The organism is Flavobacterium sp. 140616W15 (genome assembly GCF_003668995.1).
GTDB lineage: Bacteria > Bacteroidota > Bacteroidia > Flavobacteriales > Flavobacteriaceae > Flavobacterium.
In genome coordinates this window covers 876,860-900,591 of sequence record NZ_CP033068.1, presented here as the reverse complement: position 1 = coordinate 900,591, position 23,732 = coordinate 876,860, and the positions used below count along the sequence as shown (strand labels likewise).

At 31.1% G+C, this 23,732-nt stretch carries 21 protein-coding genes and 1 pseudogene; 6 read left to right on the top strand and 16 right to left on the bottom strand.

The window, feature by feature from the left end:
- The first annotated feature begins 69 nt into the window (after positions 1 to 69).
- The 4 genes from EAG11_RS03925 to EAG11_RS03910 all read left to right on the top strand — a co-directional run bounded on the left by EAG11_RS03925 (position 70) and on the right by EAG11_RS03910 (position 4,125).
- On the top strand, positions 70 to 1,431 hold the full coding sequence (locus EAG11_RS03925) for an exonuclease domain-containing protein (RefSeq protein ID WP_129538001.1): 1,362 nt from the start codon (positions 70 to 72) through the stop codon (positions 1,429 to 1,431).
- Between the two features lie 29 nt (positions 1,432 to 1,460).
- A complete protein-coding gene (locus EAG11_RS03920; protein ID WP_129538000.1) occupies positions 1,461 to 2,300 on the top strand; it encodes an ion transporter in 840 nt (279 codons plus the stop codon).
- 154 nt (positions 2,301 to 2,454) lie between these two features.
- Positions 2,455 to 3,375: a tRNA (adenosine(37)-N6)-dimethylallyltransferase MiaA gene (miaA, locus tag EAG11_RS03915; protein ID WP_129537999.1), complete on the top strand. Its 921-nt coding sequence runs from the start codon at positions 2,455 to 2,457 to the stop codon at positions 3,373 to 3,375.
- 6 nt (positions 3,376 to 3,381) lie between these two features.
- Positions 3,382 to 4,125 carry an acyl-[acyl-carrier-protein] thioesterase gene (locus EAG11_RS03910; RefSeq protein WP_129537998.1) on the top strand — a complete coding sequence of 248 codons (744 nt, stop codon included), beginning with the start codon at positions 3,382 to 3,384 and terminating at the stop codon, positions 4,123 to 4,125.
- Between the two features lie 255 nt (positions 4,126 to 4,380).
- Here the strand turns inward: EAG11_RS03910 and EAG11_RS03905 are convergent, their stop codons facing one another.
- The 12 genes from EAG11_RS03905 to EAG11_RS03850 form a co-directional block, all read right to left on the bottom strand.
- Entirely contained in the window at positions 4,381 to 5,097 is a 717-nt protein-coding gene (locus tag EAG11_RS03905; protein WP_129537997.1) for a response regulator transcription factor, read from the bottom strand.
- 3 nt (positions 5,098 to 5,100) lie between these two features.
- On the bottom strand, positions 5,101 to 6,684 hold the full coding sequence (locus tag EAG11_RS03900) for a sensor histidine kinase KdpD (RefSeq protein WP_129537996.1): 1,584 nt from the start codon (positions 6,682 to 6,684) through the stop codon (positions 5,101 to 5,103).
- Between the two features lie 59 nt (positions 6,685 to 6,743).
- Entirely contained in the window at positions 6,744 to 7,340 is a 597-nt protein-coding gene (coaE, locus tag EAG11_RS03895) for a dephospho-CoA kinase (RefSeq protein ID WP_129537995.1), read from the bottom strand.
- A 1-nt stretch (position 7,341) separates the two neighbouring features.
- On the bottom strand, positions 7,342 to 8,340 hold the full coding sequence (locus tag EAG11_RS03890) for a glycosyltransferase family 2 protein (protein WP_129537994.1): 999 nt from the start codon (positions 8,338 to 8,340) through the stop codon (positions 7,342 to 7,344).
- Between the two features lie 128 nt (positions 8,341 to 8,468).
- A complete protein-coding gene (fabV, locus tag EAG11_RS03885; protein WP_129537993.1) occupies positions 8,469 to 9,659 on the bottom strand; it encodes an enoyl-ACP reductase FabV in 1,191 nt (396 codons plus the stop codon).
- A gap of 107 nt (positions 9,660 to 9,766) precedes the next feature.
- A complete protein-coding gene (gene recN / locus EAG11_RS03880; protein ID WP_129537992.1) occupies positions 9,767 to 11,419 on the bottom strand; it encodes a DNA repair protein RecN in 1,653 nt (550 codons plus the stop codon).
- Between the two features lie 53 nt (positions 11,420 to 11,472).
- Entirely contained in the window at positions 11,473 to 12,357 is an 885-nt protein-coding gene (locus tag EAG11_RS03875; RefSeq protein WP_129537991.1) for a DUF4835 family protein, read from the bottom strand.
- A complete protein-coding gene (coaBC, locus tag EAG11_RS03870) occupies positions 12,350 to 13,561 on the bottom strand; it encodes a bifunctional phosphopantothenoylcysteine decarboxylase/phosphopantothenate--cysteine ligase CoaBC (protein WP_129537990.1) in 1,212 nt (403 codons plus the stop codon). The genes EAG11_RS03875 and coaBC overlap by 8 nt, the downstream gene beginning before the upstream one ends.
- A 9-nt stretch (positions 13,562 to 13,570) precedes the next feature.
- A complete protein-coding gene (locus tag EAG11_RS03865; RefSeq protein WP_129537989.1) occupies positions 13,571 to 13,888 on the bottom strand; it encodes a DNA-directed RNA polymerase subunit omega in 318 nt (105 codons plus the stop codon).
- A gap of 9 nt (positions 13,889 to 13,897) precedes the next feature.
- Positions 13,898 to 14,692 (bottom strand): outer membrane protein assembly factor BamD, encoded by a 795-nt coding sequence (locus EAG11_RS03860; RefSeq protein ID WP_129537988.1) that lies wholly within the window; start codon positions 14,690 to 14,692, stop codon positions 13,898 to 13,900.
- Positions 14,693 to 14,828: 136 nt separating this feature from the next.
- Positions 14,829 to 15,710, bottom strand: a complete 882-nt coding sequence (dapA, locus tag EAG11_RS03855; protein ID WP_129537987.1) for a 4-hydroxy-tetrahydrodipicolinate synthase — start codon at positions 15,708 to 15,710, stop codon at positions 14,829 to 14,831.
- 1 nt (position 15,711) lies between these two features.
- Positions 15,712 to 16,236: a hypothetical protein gene (locus tag EAG11_RS03850; RefSeq protein ID WP_129537986.1), complete on the bottom strand. Its 525-nt coding sequence runs from the start codon at positions 16,234 to 16,236 to the stop codon at positions 15,712 to 15,714.
- A gap of 47 nt (positions 16,237 to 16,283) precedes the next feature.
- On the opposite strand from EAG11_RS03850, the gene EAG11_RS03845 reads away from it, so the two are divergent.
- Positions 16,284 to 17,063 carry a 5'-nucleotidase C-terminal domain-containing protein gene (locus EAG11_RS03845; protein ID WP_129537985.1) on the top strand — a complete coding sequence of 260 codons (780 nt, stop codon included), beginning with the start codon at positions 16,284 to 16,286 and terminating at the stop codon, positions 17,061 to 17,063.
- Between the two features lie 62 nt (positions 17,064 to 17,125).
- Entirely contained in the window at positions 17,126 to 18,037 is a 912-nt protein-coding gene (locus EAG11_RS03840) for a bifunctional UDP-sugar hydrolase/5'-nucleotidase (protein ID WP_129537984.1), read from the top strand.
- On the opposite strand, the gene EAG11_RS03835 is transcribed toward EAG11_RS03840, so the two are convergent.
- The 4 genes and pseudogenes from EAG11_RS03835 to EAG11_RS03820 form a co-directional block, all read right to left on the bottom strand.
- Complete coding sequence (locus EAG11_RS03835) at positions 18,034 to 18,723, bottom strand: lysoplasmalogenase family protein (RefSeq protein WP_129537983.1); 690 nt, start codon at positions 18,721 to 18,723, stop codon at positions 18,034 to 18,036. The genes EAG11_RS03840 and EAG11_RS03835 overlap by 4 nt on opposite strands.
- Positions 18,713 to 20,715: pseudogene (gene ligA / locus EAG11_RS03830) on the bottom strand (NAD-dependent DNA ligase LigA). The gene EAG11_RS03835 and the pseudogene ligA overlap by 11 nt, the downstream one beginning before the upstream one ends.
- A 126-nt stretch (positions 20,716 to 20,841) precedes the next feature.
- On the bottom strand, positions 20,842 to 22,776 hold the full coding sequence (locus EAG11_RS03825; protein WP_129537982.1) for an OmpA family protein: 1,935 nt from the start codon (positions 22,774 to 22,776) through the stop codon (positions 20,842 to 20,844).
- An 11-nt stretch (positions 22,777 to 22,787) separates the two neighbouring features.
- Positions 22,788 to 23,720: a type IX secretion system membrane protein PorP/SprF gene (locus tag EAG11_RS03820; RefSeq protein ID WP_129537981.1), complete on the bottom strand. Its 933-nt coding sequence runs from the start codon at positions 23,718 to 23,720 to the stop codon at positions 22,788 to 22,790.
- Positions 23,721 to 23,732 lie beyond the last annotated feature (12 nt).

Genomic DNA, 23,732 nt, shown 5'->3' with positions numbered 1-23,732 from the left:
AGATTAAAAATTTTAGGTTACTAAACAAAAAATGCACTGATTACTAAAAACTGACACTGAGAACTAAATTTGTATGCAATACTAGACATAGAAACAACTGGAGGACAGTTTAATGAAGAAGGAATTACCGAAATTGCTATCTATAGATTTGATGGCCATGAAGTAGTTGATCAATTTATTAGTTTGGTTAATCCTGAAATTCCAATTCAGCCGTTTGTTGTAAAACTTACTGGTATCAACAATGCTATGTTACGTTCAGCACCAAAATTTTTTGAAGTTGCCAAACGAATTATTGAAATCACCTCTGATTGTGTTATTGTAGCACACAATGCCTCTTTTGATTATAGAATCTTACGCACCGAATTTAGACGTTTAGGCTACGATTTTGAAGCTAAAACCCTTTGTACAGTCGAACTTGCCAAAAAATTAATTCCAGAACAACCTTCTTATAGCTTAGGCAAACTAGTTCGAGCACTTGGAATCCCAATGGCCGACAGACATCGTGCCAATGGTGACGCAATGGCAACTGTTAAGTTGTTTAAAATGCTTTTAGAAAAAGATACAGAAAAAACAATCATAAAGGATTTTATAAAACTTGAAATCGAAAAAGGTATTGCTCCAAAATTACTGGACATAATAGCGCAAGCACCAACAAAAACAGGTGTATATTACATACATAACCAAAATGGAACCATTATTTATATTGGTAAAAGTCGAAATATAAAAAAACGTATTAATCAGCATTTTACAGGAACTAATATCAAAAGCAAGAAAATTCAAGCTGAGGTATTCACGGTTACTTATGATGAAACAGGAAGTGAACTGATTGCACTTTTAAAAGAAAGTGATGAAATAAAAATCAACAAACCAAAATACAATCGCTCTAAGAAAAAAACAGCATTCCCACTATCTATATATATTGAAAAAGACAAAAATGGGTATCTAAACTTAAAACTTCAGAAAACTGACGGAAGAAAAAAAGAAATTACATCTTACGGAAGCCTACAAGAAGGAAAAAATGCTTTGTTTTTTTTTACTGATAAATACAAACTATGTCAAAAGCTTACTGGTTTATATGCTACTAAAAAAGAATGCTTTCAATATAAAATAAAGGAATGTGATGGAGCTTGTATCGGAGAAATTTCTCCTGAGGAGTATAACACAAGAGTTCAAAACTTTATTACAGATTACAGCTTCGAAAATAAAAATATGATTTTAATAGACCGTGGACGAACGATAAACGAACGTAGCGCCATATTGATAGAAGATGGTGTTTACAAAGGCTATGCATTTTACGATTTAAACTACCAGATTACCAACATCGAAATTCTCAAAAACATACTTATACCAATGCAAAACAATCGTGATGCTAAAAGTATAATTCAAAATTATATGAGAAAAAACAAATCATTGAAAGTAATTCATTTTTAATAATAGTAACATTCAGTATCTTCGTAGATATGAAAAGAATTAAATCAAAATACGAGCTTTTCAGACAAAAAACCCAAATCATCCTATATGGTACAAATACCTTTTTAGGACGTATGTTCGATTTGGTACTTTTGGGACTTATTTTATTGAGCGTACTTTTAGTAATGCTAGATACAGTAGAAGGTATCAATCATAAATACCACACACAGCTACTTATTTGCGAATGGGTAATAACATCATTTTTTACCATCGAATTTATCTTACGTATCATTTCGATACAGAAACCTGTAAGATATATATTTAGTTTTTACGGAATCATTGATTTAATGGCAATACTACCTATGTATTTGTCAATATTTTTCCCAGCCACAAATGTTTTAACCATTGTAAGAGTCTTACGTTTCTTCCGATTGTTCAAGATTTTGCATATTCCACAAATATCACAACAATCGATACAACTTCGTGAAGCAATGGAAGCTAGCAAAGAGAAAATCCTAGTTTTTATTTACTTTGTTATTATTAGTGCTGTAATTATTGGCTCATTAATGTATGTCGTCGAGGGTAAAGAAAGTGGTTTTACAAGTATCCCTGTTGGTATCTATTGGGCTATTGTAACCCTAACTACCGTAGGTTACGGCGATATTTCACCAGCATCACCATTAGGACAATTTTTAGCTTCATTGGTAATGATAATGGGATATGGAATCATTGCTGTCCCTACCGGAATTGTAACAGCCGAGTTTGCAAAAAGTAGCCTTAAAAGTAATGCTGTTAGTAGCAAAAAAACATGCACAAATTGCAACTCACAAGTTCATTTTGACAATGCAAAATACTGCTACGAATGTGGCAAAACATTAGCAGATAAATAATTTAAAAAGCCATTCCAGCTATACATTACAACTCCTCCTTATATTCGTAATTTTTTTAAGGTATAATAAGGAGCTTCATAAAGTCGCTCTTATATACCAAAAAAAATAAACAAATCTAAGTCTGGGGTTTACATTCCTATCTGGGCTAAAAAATATGAAATACTTAATCACAATAGTAGGACCAACAGCAATAGGCAAAACTGCCTTGAGTATCACATTGGCACAACATTTCAAGTGCGAAATAATCTCTTGCGATAGCCGTCAGTTTTTTAAAGAAATGACAATTGGTACAGCTGTACCTAATCCTAACGAATTACAAGCTGCTAAACACCATTTTATACAGAACATCTCTATTTTTGATAATTATACTGTAGGTGATTACGAAAAAGAAGCACTAAACAAGTTAGAAGAATTGTTTAAACATAATGATTATGCAATTCTCATAGGGGGTTCGGGTTTATATGTTGATGCAGTTTTAAAAGGATTCGATGAGTTTCCCGAAATAGATACTACAATACGAGAAAAAATAGCACAGGAATACGAACAAAAAGGAATTACGTATTTACAGGAGCAATTAAAAAAATTAGACAGTAGTTACTACAATAAACTTACTATCGAAAACCCGCAGACATTACAAAATCCACAACGAATGATGCGCTTTGTAGAAGTTTGTTTAGGCACCGAAAAGCCATATTCTTCATTTCTAAACCAAAAAAAGAATAATCGAAACTTCACCCCTATCCTTATAGGCTTAGAAACAGACAGAGCCGTAATTTACGATAGAATAAACCAACGTGTTGATATAATGCTAAACAACGGTTTACTTGAAGAAGCACAGCGTCTTCATCCTAATAAAGCGTTAAATGCCTTGCAAACGGTCGGATATCGAGAATTATTTAGTTATTTTGATGGCGAATTCACCTTGCCATTTGCAATCGAAGAAATCAAGAAAAACACACGCCGTTTTTCAAAACGTCAACTAACTTGGTTTAAGCGAAACGAAAATACAAAATGGTTTGATTATCTAACACCAAAAAGTGAGATAATAAACTTTATCGATAAAAATATAAAATAATTTACAATGCCCATATCACCAAATTTCACTTCTGTTTTAAGCAAAGACTGGGAGATCAATTTTACACAATGCACGCCAAGTGGCTATTTAAAATATACCGATATGTGTAATCTTTTGCAACTCACTGCAGCTGCCCATTCAGAAGTTGGAGGAATTAGCTTTACAGATATGCAGGAATTTGATCAAGCTTGGGTTTTAAGCCGAATGCGTGTAGAAATTACAGCTTTACCTAAGTGGCAAGATGTAGTAACTGTAAAAACATGGATTAACAGTTTAGAAAATTCTCGCTCAGTTCGTGCATTAGAAATGTATTTAAATGGTGAAAAAATAATTGGAAGTGAAACATTCTGGGCTGTTTTTAACACTAAAGCGCGACGTCCTGAAGGCTTGGCTTTACCATATGAACATTTCGAATTATTTCCAGATAAAAGGGCAACTACTGATGGTTTCTCTAAAATAAGTATCAATCCTGATAAAGAATCTGTTTTTGAAAAAACTGTTTATTTATCTGATTTAGACATTGTGAACCATGTAAATAATGTAAAATATCTTGAATGGTGCTTAGACCACGTAGACTCAAACAAAATATTGAATCAAGAAATAGATAGTTTCGAAATGAATTTCATGAAAGAACTATCCTTGAATGACAATGTTGTAATTCATGAAAGCGAAACTGATGCTAATAGCACTTTTAGCATTACTAAAGAAGATAAAACATGTTTTGCATTACAGCTTAATTGGAATAAATAGCAATCCTTTAAAAACAAATTATAAACTTATTGCTATCTAAGCCGATCAACTTCTTTGCTATTACACTGTCATTCCATTGAACAAGAAATTACAATATAATAGAAAAAAAGTCTGTAATTGACCTGAATCCAAAAACAAGTACCTAACCGTTTATTTAAACCTGTTAGGTACTTGTTGTTTTTTTATGACACCCCTTGTAACATAAAGTAGAATTAGTTACAAAAAAAAAAGCTCCGATTTCTCGAAGCTTCCTATTTATGCATTTTCTTTATTTTTAACAACTAGTCTAAAACCTTCACCGTGTATGTTAAGAATTTCAACATTTTCGTCTGGTTTAAGATACTTTCTAAGTTTGGCGATATATACGTCCATACTTCTTGAAGTAAAGTAATTATCATCTCTCCAGATTTTTGTTAAAGCCAATTCTCTTGGCATTAAGTCATTTTCGTGAAGGATTAACATTTTCAATAATTCGTTTTCTTTTGGAGATAACTTTATTGGCTCTTCATTTTCAAAAGTTAAAAATCTAAGTTTTGAATTTAAATGAAATTTACCAATGTTAAACTCAAATTGAACTTGCTCTGCTTTTGTATCAGAAGATTTTCTTTGAATAATTGCCTTAATTTTCATAAGCAATACTTCTGAATCAAACGGCTTGTTTAAATAATCATCTGCACCTGCTTTATACCCTTTTAACACATCCTCTTTCATTGATTTTGCAGTTAAAAAGATAATAGGCACTTCGCTATTTTTCTCTCTGATTTCTTTTGCTAATGTATATCCGTCCTTATATGGCATCATGACATCAAGAATACACAAATCGTATACGTCTTTCTTGAATTTCTCGAAGCCTTCCATACCATTTTTTGCTAATGTAACTTCAAAGTCATTTAACATTAAATAGTCTTTAAGAACTGCACCAAAATTAAGGTCATCTTCTACTAAAAGAATTCTTTTATTGATATTTTCCATATTTTAATTTATTAGTGGTATTTTAATTATGAAGGTACTACCTTTCCCTTTTTCACTTTCAACGTAGACTTGACCGTTATGATCCTCTACGATTCTCTTTACATAAGATAAGCCCAACCCATGACCTTTAACATTATGTAAATCTCCTGTATGTTCTCTGTAAAATTTCTCAAAAACTCTTTTCTGAGCCACTTTACTCATTCCTAAACCATTGTCTTTTACTTTTATAAGAATCATATCTTTAATGTTCTCTGTAAAAATTTCTATTTTAGGAATACCTGGTGAATACTTTATAGCATTCTCCAATATATTAACCAAGACATTAGTAAAATGTACTTCATTAATTAATGCTGTTGTTCTAGCAGCATTATAATGATTTGTAACTGTTCCACCTCTATCTTCAAGAATCAAACTTACGTGCTCTATTGCATCATCGATAATCCCATGGATTTCGGTTGGTTCTTTATTTATGTCTAATTCTCTTTTCTCTAATTTAGAGATTCGTAATACATTCTCAACTTGAGCATGCATTCTTTTATTCTCGTCACGTATCATTTGAAGGTACCTAAACACCTTCTCTTTATCTTCTATTATTTTAGGATTTTTTATGGCATCCAAAGCCAAATTTATTGTCGCAATTGGAGTTTTAAACTCATGTGTCATATTATTTATAAAATCTGTCTTGATTTCGGATATATGTTTCTGACGAATCAACTGATTTAAAGCACTTGTATATGCAATTATAATAATTAGCGTAAATATGATTGACAATATTGTTATACTTACCAATTCTGACAGTAAAAACTTCTTTTTATGAGGAAATGTTACTGATAATTCATACTTATTATTCCCTTCATTGTCTGCAAAAATTGGTATTGAATAAGTCGATTCCTTATCATATTTAAATCCATCCGATTTAATTTTGGTTGCAATACCGCTACTATAAATTCCAAACTCGAATTTCGTTTTTACACCATATTCTTCTAATTCCTTTTTTAAGAGTTTTTGCAACTTCTCTTTACTAATTCTTTCATTAATAGGCATTGCCGAAGCAATATCTTTAAAGAATATTTCAAATTGTGCATTATCTAAAATATCAAGATTTCCAGATTTTTCAATCTTTACATCTGGAATTATACTTTGTTGTAACGACGAATTATCTATATTGTTATTATTATAAATTTCGGTTGTACGCTTAGAATTAAAATTCTTAAATCTTTCGTTATTAAATTTCTTATCAAAGAACGATCCATTGATATTATAATCTTCTGATATAATACTATTTGAATATACAATCGTTTTATTCGTTCTAGGATTTTTCTGAACGTAATAAAATTCTAATAAATCATTTTTTTGTGGAACTTTACCCGTACTATCTTTATAATGATTGTATTTATCATAAAAACTATACGCTTCTTGTTGTTGTAGTTTATCGGCTACGTTCCCAATAACTTGCTTAACATGAAACTTAAACTGCTCATCATTATTTTTAAATGAAGAAGTAAACCAATACACTTGAACAAGAATTATCCCAATTAAGGACAAACTCATTAACAAAACAAGAATTCTAAAAAACATTTTATTCATCGAAACAAAATTAATATTTTAACAATATACTAAATAATACATTAACCAAATATTAACATTTAAGAGTGATTTTGTTTAATATTTAAAATTTTAAGAATTTTAACAACTTCCTGCTTTGCACTTTTAAGATTCAAATTATGAATAACGTAATTACTATTCGCTAAACGTTGCTCATCGTTCCATTGCATATCCATTCGTTTTAAAACATGTTCGCGAGTAGTTTTATCGCGATTCATTACTCTCTCAATTCTGGTTTCCTGAGGGGCAGTAACCGTAATTATAATATCACATTCTTTATAACGACCACTCTCAAATAAAATTGCAGCTTCGTATATTATATAGGGGTCATTTTTATGTTTTAGCAACCAATTCTCAAAATCTTTTTTTACAGCAGGATGAACAATCGCATTAAGCAATGCTAATTTATCTGCATTATTAAAAACAATATCTGCTAATTTGGCTCTATTTAATGTATTATCCTCAAAAACTTCAGTCCCAAATACCGCTTTTATAGCTTCAATTATTTCATTAGACTGCATTACTTTTTTGGCCTCATCATCGGCAATATAGACAGGGATCCCCATTGCTGCAAAAAAGCCTGCTATGGTTGTTTTACCACTTCCAATACCTCCTGTTAAGCCTATTATTTTTGTCATACTAAATCTTAAAAAATAATCCTGGGAATGCTTCTTGAGGTTTTTTCTTCAAAATAATTATCTTAACAAACGATTCTAAAAAACCAATTCCGTATCCATAAAACTGTTTCCAAACCGCAATAACAGACAAAAACCCAATTTTCAAATTCTTATTTTGAATCGATGCCACAATAAAAATCATAAAAAAGTAAATAAAATACAATTGCAGAAAGATGTCAATATTAAAAATTAGCAATATAACTGCAAAAATAAGCCCCAAAATAAAAAATGTTGGGAAGAAAAATGTAAGTTTATTATACTGCGGATACCAACTGTTAAGTATTGGTCTTGCTTTTCCAAATTTATTAACCTGAATCGAAAATTTATCCCAATCGATTCTTCGTTTATGATACACATATGCTTTAGAAAAAAGCCTCGTTTCGAAACCTAAATTCCATAAGCGTATAGACAAATCTGGATCTTCTCCTGGGTGAATGTTTCCAAATCCTTTTGATGCTTCAAATCCTTTACGAGATAACCCCATATTAAAGCTTCGTGGCTGAAACTTTCCTATTTTCTCTGACCCTCCTCTTATTCCTCCTGTAGTTAGAAATGATGTCATAGCAAAATTAATTGCCTTTTGAATATCCGAAAAGCTATCTAAGGCTTTGTCTGGACCTCCAAAACAATCTACATAATCCTCTTTTAAAGCTTTATCAACTTCTACCAAATAATTTGATGGAATTATACAATCTGAGTCAAAAATAATAAAATAATCACCCAACGCTTTTCGCATTCCAAAGTTCCTAGAGTCACCAGGACCAGAATTCTCTTTAAAGTAATAAGATATATTTAATTTTTCTTGATATTTTCGAACTATGTCATCACATGGTAATGTTGAACCGTCTTCTACAAGCACGACTTCAAAAGGCTCTTTATATTCAGATAACAGTAAGCTTTCTAATAGCTCATCAACTTCGTCAGGACGATTATACACAGGTATAATTAAAGAAAACACCATAATTAGGTATGCGGTATTAAGGTAGTATTTGTTTTAACTGTAAAATTTTAACAAAGATAAGTTATATCCATAAAAAAACCATCAACTTTGGGTTGATGGTTTTAAATAATTATATCTTTTTTGCTGGTTTAAGCTATACTTTCTATTCCAACTACTTCATTTGTGTCTGCCTTGTAATCTACTCCTTCAAATTCGAATCCGAATAAGTTTAAGAAATCGTTTCTATATCCAGCCAAATCACCAATTGCTGGCAATGTTTCTGTAGTTGCTTCCAACCATAATTTAGCTACTTTTTCTTGAACATCCTCACGCATTTCCCAATCATCTATACGGATTCTTCCTTTTTCATCTGTAGGAATTGGTTTTCCTGTATATAATCTATCTTGGAATAAACGCTGAATCTGTTCAATACACCCTTCATGAATACCTTCAGCTTTCATAATTTTATACAATAATGAAATATATAACGGAATAACCGGAATAGCTGAACTCGCTTGTGTAACTAGTGCTTTATTAACTGAAACATATGCTTTTCCGCCTAGATCTTTCAAACTATCTGTAATAGCAAATGCTGTAGCTTCTAAATCGTCTTTAGCACGACCAATTGTTCCTTTACGGTAAACTGCTTCTGTTAAAGATGGCCCTATATACGAATAAGCAACTGTTGTAGCCCCAGGAGCCAATAAGTTTTCTTTTTTCAATGCATCCATCCACATTGACCAATCTTCACCACCCATTACCGCAATAGTATTGGCAATTTCTTCTTCTGTACATGGCTCAATAGAAACTTCTGTTACATTTCCTGTATGAAAATCAACTGTTTTATTAGTAAACGTACTTCCAATTGGTTTCAAAACTGAACGATGCAATACTCCTGTTACAGGGTGCAAACGAACTGGAGAAGCTAAACTATAAATTACTAAATCAATCTGACCTAAATCAGCTTTAATTAAATCTATTGTTTGCTGTTTAATTTCATTAGAAAAAGCATCACCATTGATACTTTTAGCATACAAACCAGCTTTATGAGCTTCACTTTCAAAAGCTGCTGAATTATACCATCCTGGAGAAGCTGTTTTTCCTTCAACTGGTGGTTTTTCAAAAAATACTCCAATTGTAGCTGCATTAGATCCAAATGCACTTGTAATTCTAGAAGCCAATCCAAAACCTGTTGAAGCTCCAATTACTAATACTTTTTTAGCTCCTTCAATCGGCCCTTTAGATTTTATGTATTCTATTTGATTTTTTACATTTTGCTCGCATCCTTTTGGGTGAGATGTCAAACAAATAAATCCTCTCATTCTTGGTTCTATAATCATAATTTTGGAACTGTTTTTTATTTTTATTTTATATAAATGATAGCAGTTAACTACCTATTTCATTTCGTAAGACGGAATAATTTAATTCACAAATATAACTCATTTTTTTAGTTGAGCAAGGCTTTAGCATGATTTAAAGCCGAATCAGAAACCACTGACCCTGACAACATTTGAGCAATTTCTACAATACGTTCTTCCTGAGATAAAAGCTTCAATTCTGACTGTGTATCATCATCAATTGTGGACTTAAATACTTTAAAATGAGAATCTCCTTTAGCCGCGATCTGTGGTAAATGCGTTATTGCAAAAATTTGCATCTGCTTACTCATCTCTTTCATAATCTCTCCCATTCTAATAGCAATTTCTCCTGAAACTCCCGTATCAATTTCATCAAATATTAAAGTCGGTAGTTTTGAATATTGTGCTAAAATCGCTTTTACAGCAAGCATAATACGTGACATTTCACCTCCAGAAGCAACTTTTTTAAGTATTCCAAAATCTGTTCCTTTGTTTGCAGAGAATAAAAACTGAAGTTCATCTTTTCCATTTTGAAAATAAGTTTCTCCATAATTAATATCAATTTTAAAACGAACATTTGGCATTCCTAATGTTTCTAATATTGCAATTAGCTTATCTGACAATAATGGAACTGCAGTTATTCTATTTTCATGAATTTTATTAGCAAAAACATCTAATTCTGCTGTTTTTTGATCAATAGAAGTAGTCAGTTTTGCTATTTCTTCTTCAATATTCCCCAATTCAAGAACTGAATTTTCAAGTTTAGTCTGAATCTCAATTAAATCATCAACTGTAGCAACTTGATGCTTTTTTTGTAAATTATAAATAACCTGCAATTTCTGACTAATGAAATCTAGCCTTGCTGGATCATTTAATAATTTTTCTGATGCCTTTTGCAACTCATTCGATACATCATCAAATTCAATCGCCAAACTTGTCAATCGTTCAAACAATGTTTGATATCCTGGTGAGAAAGTAACAATTTTATGCAAAGATGCTTTAATCTCATTTAGATTTTGAATCACTCCAAATTGTTCTTCATTAGCTATAGCTAATGACCTATCTATCGATTCCTTGATAATCTCAACATTGTTAAGTTTTTCAAATTCTTCTTCTAATTCTTCTTGTTCCCCAGATTTTAATTGTGCCACAACCAATTCATTCAAAAGAAACGTATTATATTCCTGTTCTTTAGCTGATTCGTTTTGTTTTTTAAGAAGTGAATTCAGTTTTGTTTTATCCGATTTATACTTCTTTAAAACATTCTGATATTCACAAATAACACCAAGATTGTCTGCAATCGCATCAATAATTTGAAACTGAACACTTTCTTCCGACAACTCCTGAGTTTGTTGTTGCGAGTGAATATCTATTAAATACAAACTCAACTCTTGCAACTCCTGAAGATTTACTGGACTATCATTTATAAAAGCACGCGATTTACCTGAAGGCAAAATTTCTCGTCTTATTATAGTATCATCTTCATAATCTAAGTCATTAGCCTCAAAAAAAGCCTGAAGATTGTATTTCGAAATCTTAAAATGCGCTTCAATAATACATTTTTCTTCTTTATTTTTCAATGAAGTCAAATCAGCTCTTTTACCTAAAACTAAGCCTAACGCACCCAATATTATAGACTTTCCTGCTCCTGTTTCACCAGTAATTATAGAAAATCCTTTTGAAAAATCAATAGTTAATTTTTCAATTAGTGCATAATTTTTTATTGACAATGAAGTAATCATATCTCTTTTTTGTAATATTAAGTTTTGGAAATAAGCAATCTATACTTGAATGCTTAATATTTAATCTGTCCCCATTTAGTAGAGTTCATAGGCGAAACTCTGTTTAAATTCTCCACTAAATCTGTTATAGAAACACTAGGTCCTCCTGAAAATATAGATACAATCTCATCTGATTTAGCATCAAAAAATACTCTTGTTAAAAAAGCATTTGGCTTTATTGCATTTAATTTCCCTAAAAGCATTAACGAAGCTTTAATTTTTTCTTTAGCCGCTTTTAAATCTTGATTCATCACATCTAAACCTACATGATATCCATAAACACATTGTCTTAAATCACTGTATGTTGGCGCAAGCATATCATTAATCAAGAAATAACGATTTTGTACTCCATCTGCTTGACTCCATCCTTTAAAACCACCTTGTTGAGCAACATTTGCTATATTTTGAGCTGTTTCAAAAAATGGGGTCCCTAAGGCTGGCATAAAAGTATCTGCATCCATTCCTAAGATCATATAACTATAAAATGTCATTATAGATACTAGATTCGACTCAAAAACATTTGGATTGTACAATAAATTTTCAAATTCGGTATATCTAAAACTCAAATCTTTATCGTTAAAATTTAAAACTGGAGATGAGTAAGTCGAATTATAAATTAATCTCGAAGACTGTATTTGTATGGTGCCTGAAAACTGATCTGAAGTATTAGACGTAATAGTTAAATACATCGAACAGTTAATTTTTTCATTTTGTTTTAGTGAACTCCCTGTCCAATCAGTATTATTAACAAATTCACTCAACGCTGTCTGTAACGTTTTAAAAACTTGTTGATTTGCATTTGGAAGCATTTGTGAATTTACTGTTACAGTACAATTTAACTGTTGTGCCTGTATAAGACCAAAAGATAAAAACAACAAAAAGGTAAGTATTTTATTCATAAAAATGCTTTATCACTTTATTTAAAATATCAGTTGCAACTGCTTCTTTAGACTTTAATTCCATTGGTTCAATAGTAAAAAGCCTATCAATAAAGGTTACTTTATTAGTCTGCCCACCAAAACCAGCTCCTTTATCCTGTAAAGAATTTAGAACTATCAAATCTAAGTTTTTTTTCTGAATTTTCAGCTTTGCATTATCAATTTCATTTTCAGTCTCTAAAGCAAAACCAATTAAAAACTGTTTTTTCTTTATTTCACCCAACGAAAACAAGATGTCTTTTGTTTTCTCTAGCTCAATCGTGAAATTTTCTGGAGCTTTTTTTATTTTTTGAGACGCTACTGTTTTAGGCCTGTAATCTGCAACCGCGGCTGCTGCAATTGCCACATCAACATCTGAATAATACACATGACATGCATCATACATTTCTTGTGCCGATGTTACCGAAACTACTTTTACAGATGCGTTTGTTACTTTACAATTTGTAGGTCCAGCAACAAGTATTACCGAAGCTCCTAAGTTTGCAGCCTCTGAGGCAATATCAAATCCCATTTTACCAGAAGAATGATTCCCTATAAAACGAACAGGATCTATTGCTTCATAAGTAGGACCAGCTGTAATTAAAAACTTTTTACCCTTAAGTGGTAATTTACTTTCTAAATCAGCTTCTAAAAACGCAACGATATTTTCTGGTTCTGCCATACGACCTTCACCTGTCAACCCACTGGCTAACTCCCCACTCTCAGCAGGAATAATAGTATTACCAAACTGCTTTAACAACGAAAAACTCGATAAAGTAGAAGGATGTATATACATATCCAAATCCATTGCTGGTGCAAAGTAAACTGGACACTTAGCCGATAAATAAGTTGCAATCAATAGATTATCACAAGTACCATTTACCATTTTGGACATTGTATTTGCGGTAGCCGGAGCAATTACCATCAAATCGGCCCAAAGACCTAATTCGACATGATTGTTCCATTTTTCATTCTCATCTTCTTGATTAAAAAAAGTTGAATGTACAGGATTTTTTGACAAGGTCGATAACGTAAGTGGCGTTACAAAATCCTTAGAAGCAGGTGTCATGATTACTTGAATCTCGGCACCTGCTTTTATAAAGAGTCGTACTAATGATGCTGTTTTATAGGCTGCAATTCCACCAGAGACTCCTAGTAAAATTTTCTTACCGTTTAAAACTGACATGGTACTATATTATTTATTTGAATTTCTGTGGTATGTTTTACCGTCTAACCATTCTTGAACTGCTAAAGCGTGTGGCTTAGGCAATTTTTCGTAAAACTTAGAAACCTCAATTTGTTCTTTGTTTTCAAAAACCTCTTCAAGACTATCATTATACGTAGCAAATTCTTCTAACTTTTCAGTCAATTCCTTTTTAATTTCAGAATTAATTTGATTAGCTCTTTTTGCCATAATAGTTATCGCTTCATACACATTACCTGTAGGCTCTTCAATAGTAGTTTTATTGTAGGTAATTGTATTTACTGGAGCATTCGTCTTTTTTAAATCCATGACTTTATTTTATTTAGTAAAATTTTGTAACTCTTTCTCAACTCTCTCATTCATCTCGTCAGCTTTCACCTTGTAATGAGTATCACTTTTGTATTTCATTAAATTCATATAAGCAGTTTTAGCTACTTTTAAACGGTCTTCCATTTTTGCAGAAACACTATTTACTGCCAACTGATATGCAGAATCGAATTTATAATACAATGCATCTTCTTTGAATTCTGTTCCTGGATAATCTCCAATAAAGTTATCAAATGCTACTATTGCCGATTTAAAATCTGAAATAGTATTATATCCTTTTGCATTTTCATATGCTTTTTTCTCCAATTTATTAGTTAGCACCTTAAGACTTGCATTTGCCTCTGCTAAATATTCTGAATTTGGATAATTATCTATAAAAGCTTGTAATTTATCTATTGCTTTATTAGTATCTGTTTGATCTAAACTATAAACAGGCGACAACATCGAATAACTTTTTGCCCCCAAAAAAGCTGCCTCTTCTACTTTTTCACTTCTTGGATAACCAGAAGCAAAACTTTCAAATTGGTAGCCTGCCAAATAATACTGTTTTGTTTTATAATATGATTGTGAAAACATATAAAACAATTTCTCTGCCTGAGGTTTTCCTCTGTATGATGTTGCTAGTTGCTCAAACAAACGAATTGCTTTAGCATACTTTCCAGCTTCATACATTTTTGTTGCCACTTCGAATTTTGCTGCTACATCTTCATTTTTTAGTGCTTTTTGATAATCACTACATGAACAAAAAAGAACAACGACAAACAATACAGATATTATTTTTTTCATTTTTTTACTTTTATTATGATTCCCAGGATGCTTATGTCCAAGTAAAACCACACCGAAGTTTCGGTGGCAAATTTAGTTATTAATTTAGCTTCTACAAAATATTTTTTAGTATAATAAAATACCTTCCTTTTTATTTTTATTTAATGCTTTTTTTAACAAAATCATCAATACGATTTGCAAGCGACTCATCGGCTGGTACAAGCGGTAATCTTACTACATTCTCAGCAATACCAAGCGATTTGAATACCTGTTTTATTCCAGCTGGATTACCTTGTTCAAAAATCATATCAATACAATCTGATAAAAAGTATTGTGTTTTGAATGCTTCATTTACTTTTCTATTCAATCCCAAACGAATCATTTCAGAAAATTCTTTAGGAAAACCTTGTCCAATAACTGATATTACGCCTGAACCTCCAGCCAAAATTATAGGCAATGCAATCATATCATCTCCTGATATAACGAGAAAATCAGTTGGTTTATTTTTAAGCAACTGCATTGCTTGAACCAAATCACCTGCCGCTTCTTTTATAGCAACTACATTTGAAAAATCATTTGCCAAACGTATTACTGTTGCTGGTAACATATTACTTGATGTTCTTCCTGGAACATTATATAGAATTACTGGTATCGGAGAGGCTTCTGCAACAGCTTTAAAATGTTGATAAATCCCCTCTTGTGTAGGTCTATTATAATAAGGTGACACTGACAATATAGCCTCAAATGCTGATAAATCTCTTGTTTTTAATTCTTGCACAACTTGCATTGTGTTATTTCCTCCAACTCCCAACACTAAAGGTAATCTTCCTTTATTTGTAGTAACAACTGTCGAAATAACAAGCTCCTTTTCAGCTTCAGTTAATGTTGCATTCTCGGCAGTCGTTCCCATAACTACAAGATATTCAACTCCTCCATCTACAGAAAAATTAACTATTCTTTGCAACGCTTCTATATCAATTGAAAAATCTTCTTTAAAAGGAGTTACTAGTGCAACGCCTGTACCTATTAATGATTGCATATCAGATTATATTTGGTTTAATGTTTTTTAAATATTTAAATAATTCATTCACGAAAACTTTATGTTCCCGAAGATTGGTATTAATCATCACTCGATTTAACCTTTTATCAATTGATGCAAAACCAACTTTAAACTTGGCTTTAGAATTTTGTGTGATGAGCATCAACATTGCTTTTTCGATGTCATAATAACTTATTAGTAAATCGAATTCTTCTTTTATAAAGTCTTTCAATAAATCCTCAGTAATTTCTCCATTCCAATTAAGATGTTTTATCCCAAAAGTTGGACAAGTATACGCTTCTTTTTTATCGATTTTATCTTTATAAACAACAATCTTAATGTTCTTTTCAACAATTCCTTTTGACACCAAATCAGCTAGCAAAGCTTTTTTTTCTAAAAAATTACTCTCATCTATAAGCAAACCAACTGTTTGTATATCGGTAGTAAATGCACCGTTTTTTACATTATCAAGATTTTTATTTAATGATTTTTTTACAAAAAAAACCTTTATATAATTTAAAAACATAGTACTTTTACTTGATTACAAAATTAATTATTTAAGTCGCATTTAAGATGGTAAAACTAAAAAAGTATAACGGATTTTTAAAACTTTTTGTTATATTCTTAACATTTTTTATAGGAGTTTCTTGTAGCAAACAAACTTACCAAGTTTCTAAAATTGAAGGTAAGCTAATTCCTATTACAAGTACTGAAAATCAAACTCCTGAAATAGAGAATTTCATTAAACCTTACAGGGAGCACATTAACAAAAACCTGGATAGTGTTCTTTCTTATTGTCCTGAAACATTGGACAAAAGCTCTGGGAAATTACAAACAACTATTGGTAGCTTAATGGCTGACGCTTGTTTACAAAGAGGTAATTTAATTTTTAAAACCAGAGAGAAAAAAGATATTGACATTTGTTTCCTAAATCATGGTGGTATACGAGCAATACTTCCTAAAGGGGATGTCACTTCTAGAACTGCTTTTGAAATTATGCCTTTTGAAAATAGCCTTGTTGTTATGGCTTTAAAAGGAGAACAAATTTTAGAATTAGCTAATTATTTTATTGCTGAGAAAAAGCCACATCCTATTTCTGGAATGACTTTTACAATTACTAAAAATAACACTCCAGCAAACATTTTGATTCAGGGAAAACCAATCGAAAAAGATAAAATCTATTATGTTGCTACAAATGATTATTTAGCAAATGGTGGAGATAGTATGAACTTCTTTAAAAAAGGTGTTCAGAAATATGATTTAAATTATAAATTACGAGACATCCTTATTGATTATTTTAAATCTGTTAATCCAATTCCGGTACCTAGAGATATCCGAGTTACACAAGAATAAAATTACAATTAAAAATATTTAAGAACTTCGAGTTCAAGCGTTATACCGCAAAATAAATTAAAATGAAAAGAAGAGATTTTATTGAAAAAACCGCTGCCAGCACAGCATTATTGAGTTTGGGTTTATCTATGAGTAGCTTTACTTCTCCTGATGTTAAGCATATAACTATATTACACACCAATGATGTACATAGCCATATTGACCCTTTTCCTGCCGATGATCCTCGCAATGCTAATATGGGTGGAGTATCAAGACGTGCCGCTTTAATTGATTCAATCCGTAAAGAAAATCCAAATGTTCTTTTATTGGACGCTGGTGATATTTTTCAAGGAACTCCTTACTTTAACTATTATGGTGGAGAATTAGAGTTTAAACTGATGAGCATGATGAAATATGACGCTTCTACAATTGGTAATCATGATTTTGATAACGGTGTAGATGGTTTATATGCACAAATGCCTCATGCCAAATTTGAATTTATCTCTTCTAACTACGATTTTAAAAACACTGCAATGGACGGTCTTGTAAAACCGTACAAAATTTTCAACAAAGACGGTATTAAAATAGGTGTTTTTGGTCTTGGAATACAACTTGAAGGTTTAGTAGATAAACTTATGTATAAAGAAACTGTTTATAATGACCCTGTCGAAACTGCACACGACATGGTTAGAATCCTTAAAAAAGAACAGAAATGTGATTTAGTAATTTGCTTATCGCATTTGGGATACAAATACCGTGATGACGCTACTAGAATGTGTGATTTAAAATTGGCGGAGCAAACTCAAGATATTGATTTAATTATTGGTGGACACACACATACTTTTCTTGATAAACCAACTATTGTAAAAAATAAATCCGGTGAGGATGTTTTAGTTAATCAAGTTGGATGTTATGGAATTAACGTAGGTAGAATCGACTTTTACCTAGATAAGAATAAAACAAAATCATCACAAGGAAAATCAATTACAGTCTAAATTCTAACTCGAATGTTTTCTATTCTTTTTTGAATAAAATATCTTACCATAAAATAATAAGCTAACATTTGAGTTACATCTCTTATTAGTACTAACACTATTGAATGATCAAAAGATTGATTAAAAATAAAAAAAATATCAGAGAAGATAAAGCAGGCTGTCATTAACGTTAGTAAAAGAGTTAAAAAAGTCCCTTTAGATATATAACTAATAAATGAAATACATCCCAACATACTCAATACAACACCATATAGAGTATAAATAAAATGATTCTCATTTACTTTCTCATATTGTAAGCCTAAAACTGAAACTAATAAATATAAAATAAAAATAACGACTATTGCTACTGGCAATATGTCGTTTTTTCTTAGTTTTATTTTTCTATAATCATCAAAAATAAGCTTCAAAAACAACAAATAGACTAATAAGAAACAAAAAAGAGAACCTAACTCTGTTGCATCAACCTCCATTAAATTAAATACTTCTCCTGTAAAACATAAAGCAAAAATAAGTCCCTGAATTATATTTATCTTAAAATTAGTCGTTATAAGATAATATATAAATATCGAAGGTACCACAATTGCCTTTGCGTACATACTTATAAAATCTTCTTTTAAGAAATCAAAGATAATCGCAAATGTTAATGCAAGAAAGTAAAGAATTAATGACGGTGTATTAGTTTTCATTTAATTTTGTTATAAAATCATCTTCTGAAATTATAGGTATATTTAACTTATTTGCTTTCTCTAATTTAGCAGGCCCCATGTTTTCACCGGCAACAACAAAATCAGTTTTAGCAGAAATTGAACTACCTACTTTACCTCCATTATCCTCAATCGTTTTTTGATATCGTCTCTTGAGAATTTAGAAAACACTCCTGAAACGACAAAAGTCTTTCCTTCAAATTTAGTCGTTGCATTAGGATTTACTTTTTCTAGTATTTCAAATTGAACTCCATAACCTTTTAAGCGTTCAATAATTTTTTTATTCTCGTCATTCTCAAAAAATTCTATAACGCTTTTTGCAATACGTTCGCCTATTTCGTCTACTAGAACTAAATCCATTAAAGTAGCCTGACTCAATGCATCAATATTTTTGTAATGTTTCGCTAATTTTTTAGCTACAGTTTCACCCACAAATCGAATTCCAAGAGCAAACAAAACGCTCTCAAAAGGGATTTTTTTAGAATTCTCAACTCCTTTTACTAGATTTTCTGCCGACTTTTGCGCCATTCTTTCCAATGGCAAAATTTGCTCTACTGTTAACTCATATAAATCTGCATAATTATGAACCAGTCCATTATTAAAAAGCAAAGCAACCGTTTCTCCTCCAAGCCCTTCAATATCCATTGCTTTTCTTGAAATATAATGCTGGATTCTACCTATAATCTGTGGTGGGCATCCATAAAAATTAGGACAGTAATGATTTGCTTCTCCTTCTGATCTTACTAATTCAGTATTACATTCTGGGCAATGCGTAATGTATTTTGTAGGTGCTGCATCTGTTTGTCTTTGAGTTAAATCGACTGCGATTATTTTTGGAATAATTTCTCCTCCCTTTTCTACAAAAACAGTATCATTTATTCTAATATCTAATTTTTCTATTTGATCTGCATTATGCAAAGATGCTCTTTTTACAATAGTTCCTGCCAATTGTACGGGCTCTAAGTTTGCTACTGGTGTAATTGCTCCAGTCCTTCCCACTTGGTAAGAAATTGAATTTAATTTGGTAGAAACCCTCTCTGATTTAAATTTATATGCAATTGCCCAACGTGGTGATTTTGCTGTATAACCTAATTCTTCTTGATGTTGAATACTATTTACTTTTACAACTACCCCATCTGTTTCATAAGGTAGCTCATGACGATGGATGTCCCAATAATCTATAAAATCAAATACTTCTTGTAAATTGTTTGCCAATTTTGCTTCAACTGGTACTTTAAACCCCCATTTTCTTGCCAATTCTAAACCTTCAAATTGGGTTTTGAATGGCAAATTATTTCCTGTTACAAAATAGAGTAAACACTCTAATGGTCTTTTAGCTACCTCCGCGCTATCTTGCAATTTTAAACTTCCCGAGGCTGTATTTCTTGGATTCGAATAAGGAGTTTCTCCTATTTCTATTAAATCCTGATTCATTTTTTCGAATCCTGCAAAAGGCAAAATTATTTCTCCTCGAATTGCAAAAACGGGCGGATAATTTCCTTTTAATTGTAAAGGAATCGATTTTATTGTTTTGATATTATTTGTTACGTCATCCCCTTGAAATCCATCTCCTCGGGTAACTGCTCGTTTCAACTTTCCATCTTCGTATGTAATACTTATCGAAGCTCCATCATATTTTAATTCGCAGGTATATTGCAAATCAACATTACCTAAAACTTTTTGAATTCTGGTTTCCCAGTCGATCAAATCTTCTTTTGAATATGAATTATCTAAGGAATACATACGATATTCATGAGCAACCGTCTGAAAATTTTTTGTAATCATACCTCCTACACGCTGTGTTGGTGAATTTTCATCAAAAAACTCTGGATGCTGTTCCTCTAATTCCTGAAGTTGCTTTAATTTTATATCAAAATCATAATCTGATATTGTAGCATTATCAAGCACATAATAATTATAATTATGCGCATTTAATTCGTCCCTTAAAGCTTGTATAGAATCCTGAATATTCATATTTTTTGTAATTCGATTATCTTTTATTATCCTAAAAAATTTTGTCTAAAATAAGTAATCAAAAGTATAATTAAAAACAAAAAAAACACTCTTTTTAAAAGTGGTTTTCGCAAAATATTTTAAGTTTTATTTCTCTGTTACAATAAAATCTGAACGTCTATTGGCAAAATGCTCTTCTTCAGTACACTTAACTCCATTACTACATTTATTCACTAATCTTGTTTCTCCATAGCCTATAGCACTTACAATTCTTGAAGCTTCAATACCTTTTGAAAGGATATAATCTTGTGTCGACTTGGCTCTCTCATCTGATAGCTTCAAATTATATGCATCTTTACCTCTGGAATCAGTATGTGATTCAATTTTAATTTTAATCTTAGGGAATTTTTGCATCACAAATACAACTTTATCCAGTTCTGTTGCTGCTTGTGGATTAATATTGAACTTATCGTAGTCAAAGAAAATAGGATTGATATCAATTTTTTCTACACCTTCTTTTTTAACTACTAAATCATCATAATTACTAAGATAAAAATTAACGTCTTTTAATTCCGCATTATTTTCTTTTGTTGTTTCAACATATTTTTCATCTCCACTATAATTTGGTTTATTAGCTGTTATTTTTATCCTCTTACTGCATGGAACTTCTAATTTATAATTCCCATCTGCATCTGTTTTAGTTTCGGTTATAACTGCATCATATACATCATATGCCATAATAAATGTATCACTTATCCCAGTTTTAGTTTTTATATTTATTGCTTTTCCTGAAATGAGTTGATTACAAATAGGTTTTCCTTTAGTAAAATAATAAATATCATCATCTCCTTTTCCTTGTGCACGATTTGATGATATATAACCATAATTATCTTTTGAATCTATGATAAACGAGAAATCATCTTTATTGCTATTTATTGGAGCTCCTAAATTTCTAGGAACTGAAAAATTCAATCCTTCAAAAAGTTTACTTTCATATATATCTAAATCACCTAATCCATAATGTCCGTCTGAAGAAAAATAAAGTATTCCATTTCTATAAAAAGGAAAAACATCATTACCTATTGTATTTATTGTTGGTCCTAAATTTTGCGGTGAACTCATCGTACCATCATCAGCAATTCGTACTACGTACAAATCAGTCTCTCCGTAACCTCCTGGCATATCTGAAGCGAAAAACAGCATTTTTCCATCATCACTTAAACATGGATGCCCAACTGAATACTTATCACTATCAAAGAATACTTTTTCAGTTTTGACTAATTTGTTATCTTCTATAATTCCTTTTATAATTTGAAAATTATTTATTCTGGATTCATCTATTACCAATTTATTTTTATTTAGAATATTGGTTGTATAATACATTGTTTTCCAATCGGAACTAAATGTTACTGTGGCCTCATGATATTTGGTCATTATATTAGGTATAAAGATTGTTTCATTGAACAAATTACCATCAACTGCGTTCCTTTCGGCAACATATAAGCTCAAGAATGGCTGTTTGTTCCAATTATATAACTTTTTATCAAAATTAGTAGTATCTCTTGCTGATGTAAATACTACTTTATCATTATAAAAAGTAGCTCCAAAATCAGACTTATTCGTATTGATATTACTATTTGATATCGTATAAAGTGATTTAACTTTTGATAAACTATCTAATAATTTCTTTTGATAAACATACTTATCAATTTCCTTTTGGTCGCCTTTTTTATTTAAATATTCTTTGGTTATGTTATCAGCATTTTCATAATCCATAACTCCTTTCATTGACTGAATATACCTTAGATAATAAATATCAGGTAAATTATCTCCTTGTATATCATATAGTCTTTGATACCACTTTAAAGCATTTCGATTATCTGAAATAAAATAATAGGAGTCCGCAGCATTTTTTAGAGTTTGAACTGACGGCTTTTTAATTTTTTCTAAACACTCTTCATATGCTTTTGCTGCATCTACATAGGAATAGTTTCTAAATAAGGCATCTGCTTTTTTTAAATTTGTTTGCGCTAAAACAGATACAAAGCTGAATAGAAGACTAAGTATATAATATTTTTTCATATGTAAGGTATTTAAAAGAATCTAGGAGATTTAATTTTTCTTGGATCTTTATTAAATTGATATCGCAATATAAATTCATGCGAACCATCATTGTATTTATTCAATTTGGTTACTGTATAATCATATGAATATCCGATGTAAAAGCTTGGTGATATTTGAAATCCTGCCAATGCACTAACTGAATCATCAAAGCGGTAAGAGGCTCCTAGTACAACTTTTTCCTGAAGCATAAAATTAGCCGAAAGATCAACTGAAATTGGCGCTCCGTTTACTACTTTAGCTAAAACTGCTGGTTTGAACTTCAAGCTTCTATTTAAATCAAATACATAACCTCCCATGAAAAAATAATGCAATCTATCATAGTTTATTGATTCTTGTATGTCATTGTAATAATCACTTCTTATGAAGCTTGGAACCGATGCGCCTACATACCACCTATCTGTATAATAATATACCCCTGCTCCTATTGATGGTTTTACTACATTATTAATATTATTATTTAATAGTGCATCGTTAGCATCATAATATCGTCCTTTAGTCCAATCAATATTCATCATTCTCATTCCTGCTCTTAATCCAAATGCTAATCTTTTTTCATAACCTAAAGCCAATGAATATGAAAAATTACCATCTAAGTATAATTCATTTGATGGCCCTAACTTATCATTAACCACGCTTAAACCTAACCCTATTTTTTCATTTCTCAAGGGGGCTTGTACTGAGAGTGATTGTGTTTGTGGTGCACCATCTATTCCAACCCATTGTGATCGATGCAATAATACTGCTTCTAGATAACCTGTAGAACCAGCATAAGCTGGATTGATGACCATTGTGTTGTACATATACTGTGTATATTGCGGGTCTTGTTGTGCATTTGCAAAGAATGATGCAAACCCGCAAAATATCAAAAGATAGTTCTCTATAAATTTTACACTTAGTTTCATATTATAACTATT

What these genes read in the sequence shown, in the direction of transcription:
- EAG11_RS03920 (WP_129538000.1), top strand. Translation starts at nt 1,461, where the DNA reads ATGAAAAGAATTAAATCAAAATACGAGCTTTTCAGACAAAAAACCCAA.
- miaA (WP_129537999.1), top strand. Translation starts at nt 2,455, where the DNA reads ATGAAATACTTAATCACAATAGTAGGACCAACAGCAATAGGCAAAACT.
- EAG11_RS03910 (WP_129537998.1), top strand. Translation starts at nt 3,382, where the DNA reads ATGCCCATATCACCAAATTTCACTTCTGTTTTAAGCAAAGACTGGGAG.
- EAG11_RS03905 (WP_129537997.1), bottom strand. Translation starts at nt 5,097, where the DNA reads ATGGAAAATATCAATAAAAGAATTCTTTTAGTAGAAGATGACCTTAAT.
- EAG11_RS03900 (WP_129537996.1), bottom strand. Translation starts at nt 6,684, where the DNA reads ATGAATAAAATGTTTTTTAGAATTCTTGTTTTGTTAATGAGTTTGTCC.
- coaE (WP_129537995.1), bottom strand. Translation starts at nt 7,340, where the DNA reads ATGACAAAAATAATAGGCTTAACAGGAGGTATTGGAAGTGGTAAAACA.
- EAG11_RS03890 (WP_129537994.1), bottom strand. Translation starts at nt 8,340, where the DNA reads ATGGTGTTTTCTTTAATTATACCTGTGTATAATCGTCCTGACGAAGTT.
- fabV (WP_129537993.1), bottom strand. Translation starts at nt 9,659, where the DNA reads ATGATTATAGAACCAAGAATGAGAGGATTTATTTGTTTGACATCTCAC.
- recN (WP_129537992.1), bottom strand. Translation starts at nt 11,419, where the DNA reads ATGATTACTTCATTGTCAATAAAAAATTATGCACTAATTGAAAAATTA.
- EAG11_RS03875 (WP_129537991.1), bottom strand. Translation starts at nt 12,357, where the DNA reads ATGAATAAAATACTTACCTTTTTGTTGTTTTTATCTTTTGGTCTTATA.
- coaBC (WP_129537990.1), bottom strand. Translation starts at nt 13,561, where the DNA reads ATGTCAGTTTTAAACGGTAAGAAAATTTTACTAGGAGTCTCTGGTGGA.
- EAG11_RS03865 (WP_129537989.1), bottom strand. Translation starts at nt 13,888, where the DNA reads ATGGATTTAAAAAAGACGAATGCTCCAGTAAATACAATTACCTACAAT.
- EAG11_RS03860 (WP_129537988.1), bottom strand. Translation starts at nt 14,692, where the DNA reads ATGAAAAAAATAATATCTGTATTGTTTGTCGTTGTTCTTTTTTGTTCA.
- dapA (WP_129537987.1), bottom strand. Translation starts at nt 15,710, where the DNA reads ATGCAATCATTAATAGGTACAGGCGTTGCACTAGTAACTCCTTTTAAA.
- EAG11_RS03850 (WP_129537986.1), bottom strand. Translation starts at nt 16,236, where the DNA reads ATGTTTTTAAATTATATAAAGGTTTTTTTTGTAAAAAAATCATTAAAT.
- EAG11_RS03845 (WP_129537985.1), top strand. Translation starts at nt 16,284, where the DNA reads ATGGTAAAACTAAAAAAGTATAACGGATTTTTAAAACTTTTTGTTATA.
- EAG11_RS03840 (WP_129537984.1), top strand. Translation starts at nt 17,126, where the DNA reads ATGAAAAGAAGAGATTTTATTGAAAAAACCGCTGCCAGCACAGCATTA.
- EAG11_RS03835 (WP_129537983.1), bottom strand. Translation starts at nt 18,723, where the DNA reads ATGAAAACTAATACACCGTCATTAATTCTTTACTTTCTTGCATTAACA.
- EAG11_RS03825 (WP_129537982.1), bottom strand. Translation starts at nt 22,776, where the DNA reads ATGAAAAAATATTATATACTTAGTCTTCTATTCAGCTTTGTATCTGTT.
- EAG11_RS03820 (WP_129537981.1), bottom strand. Translation starts at nt 23,720, where the DNA reads ATGAAACTAAGTGTAAAATTTATAGAGAACTATCTTTTGATATTTTGC.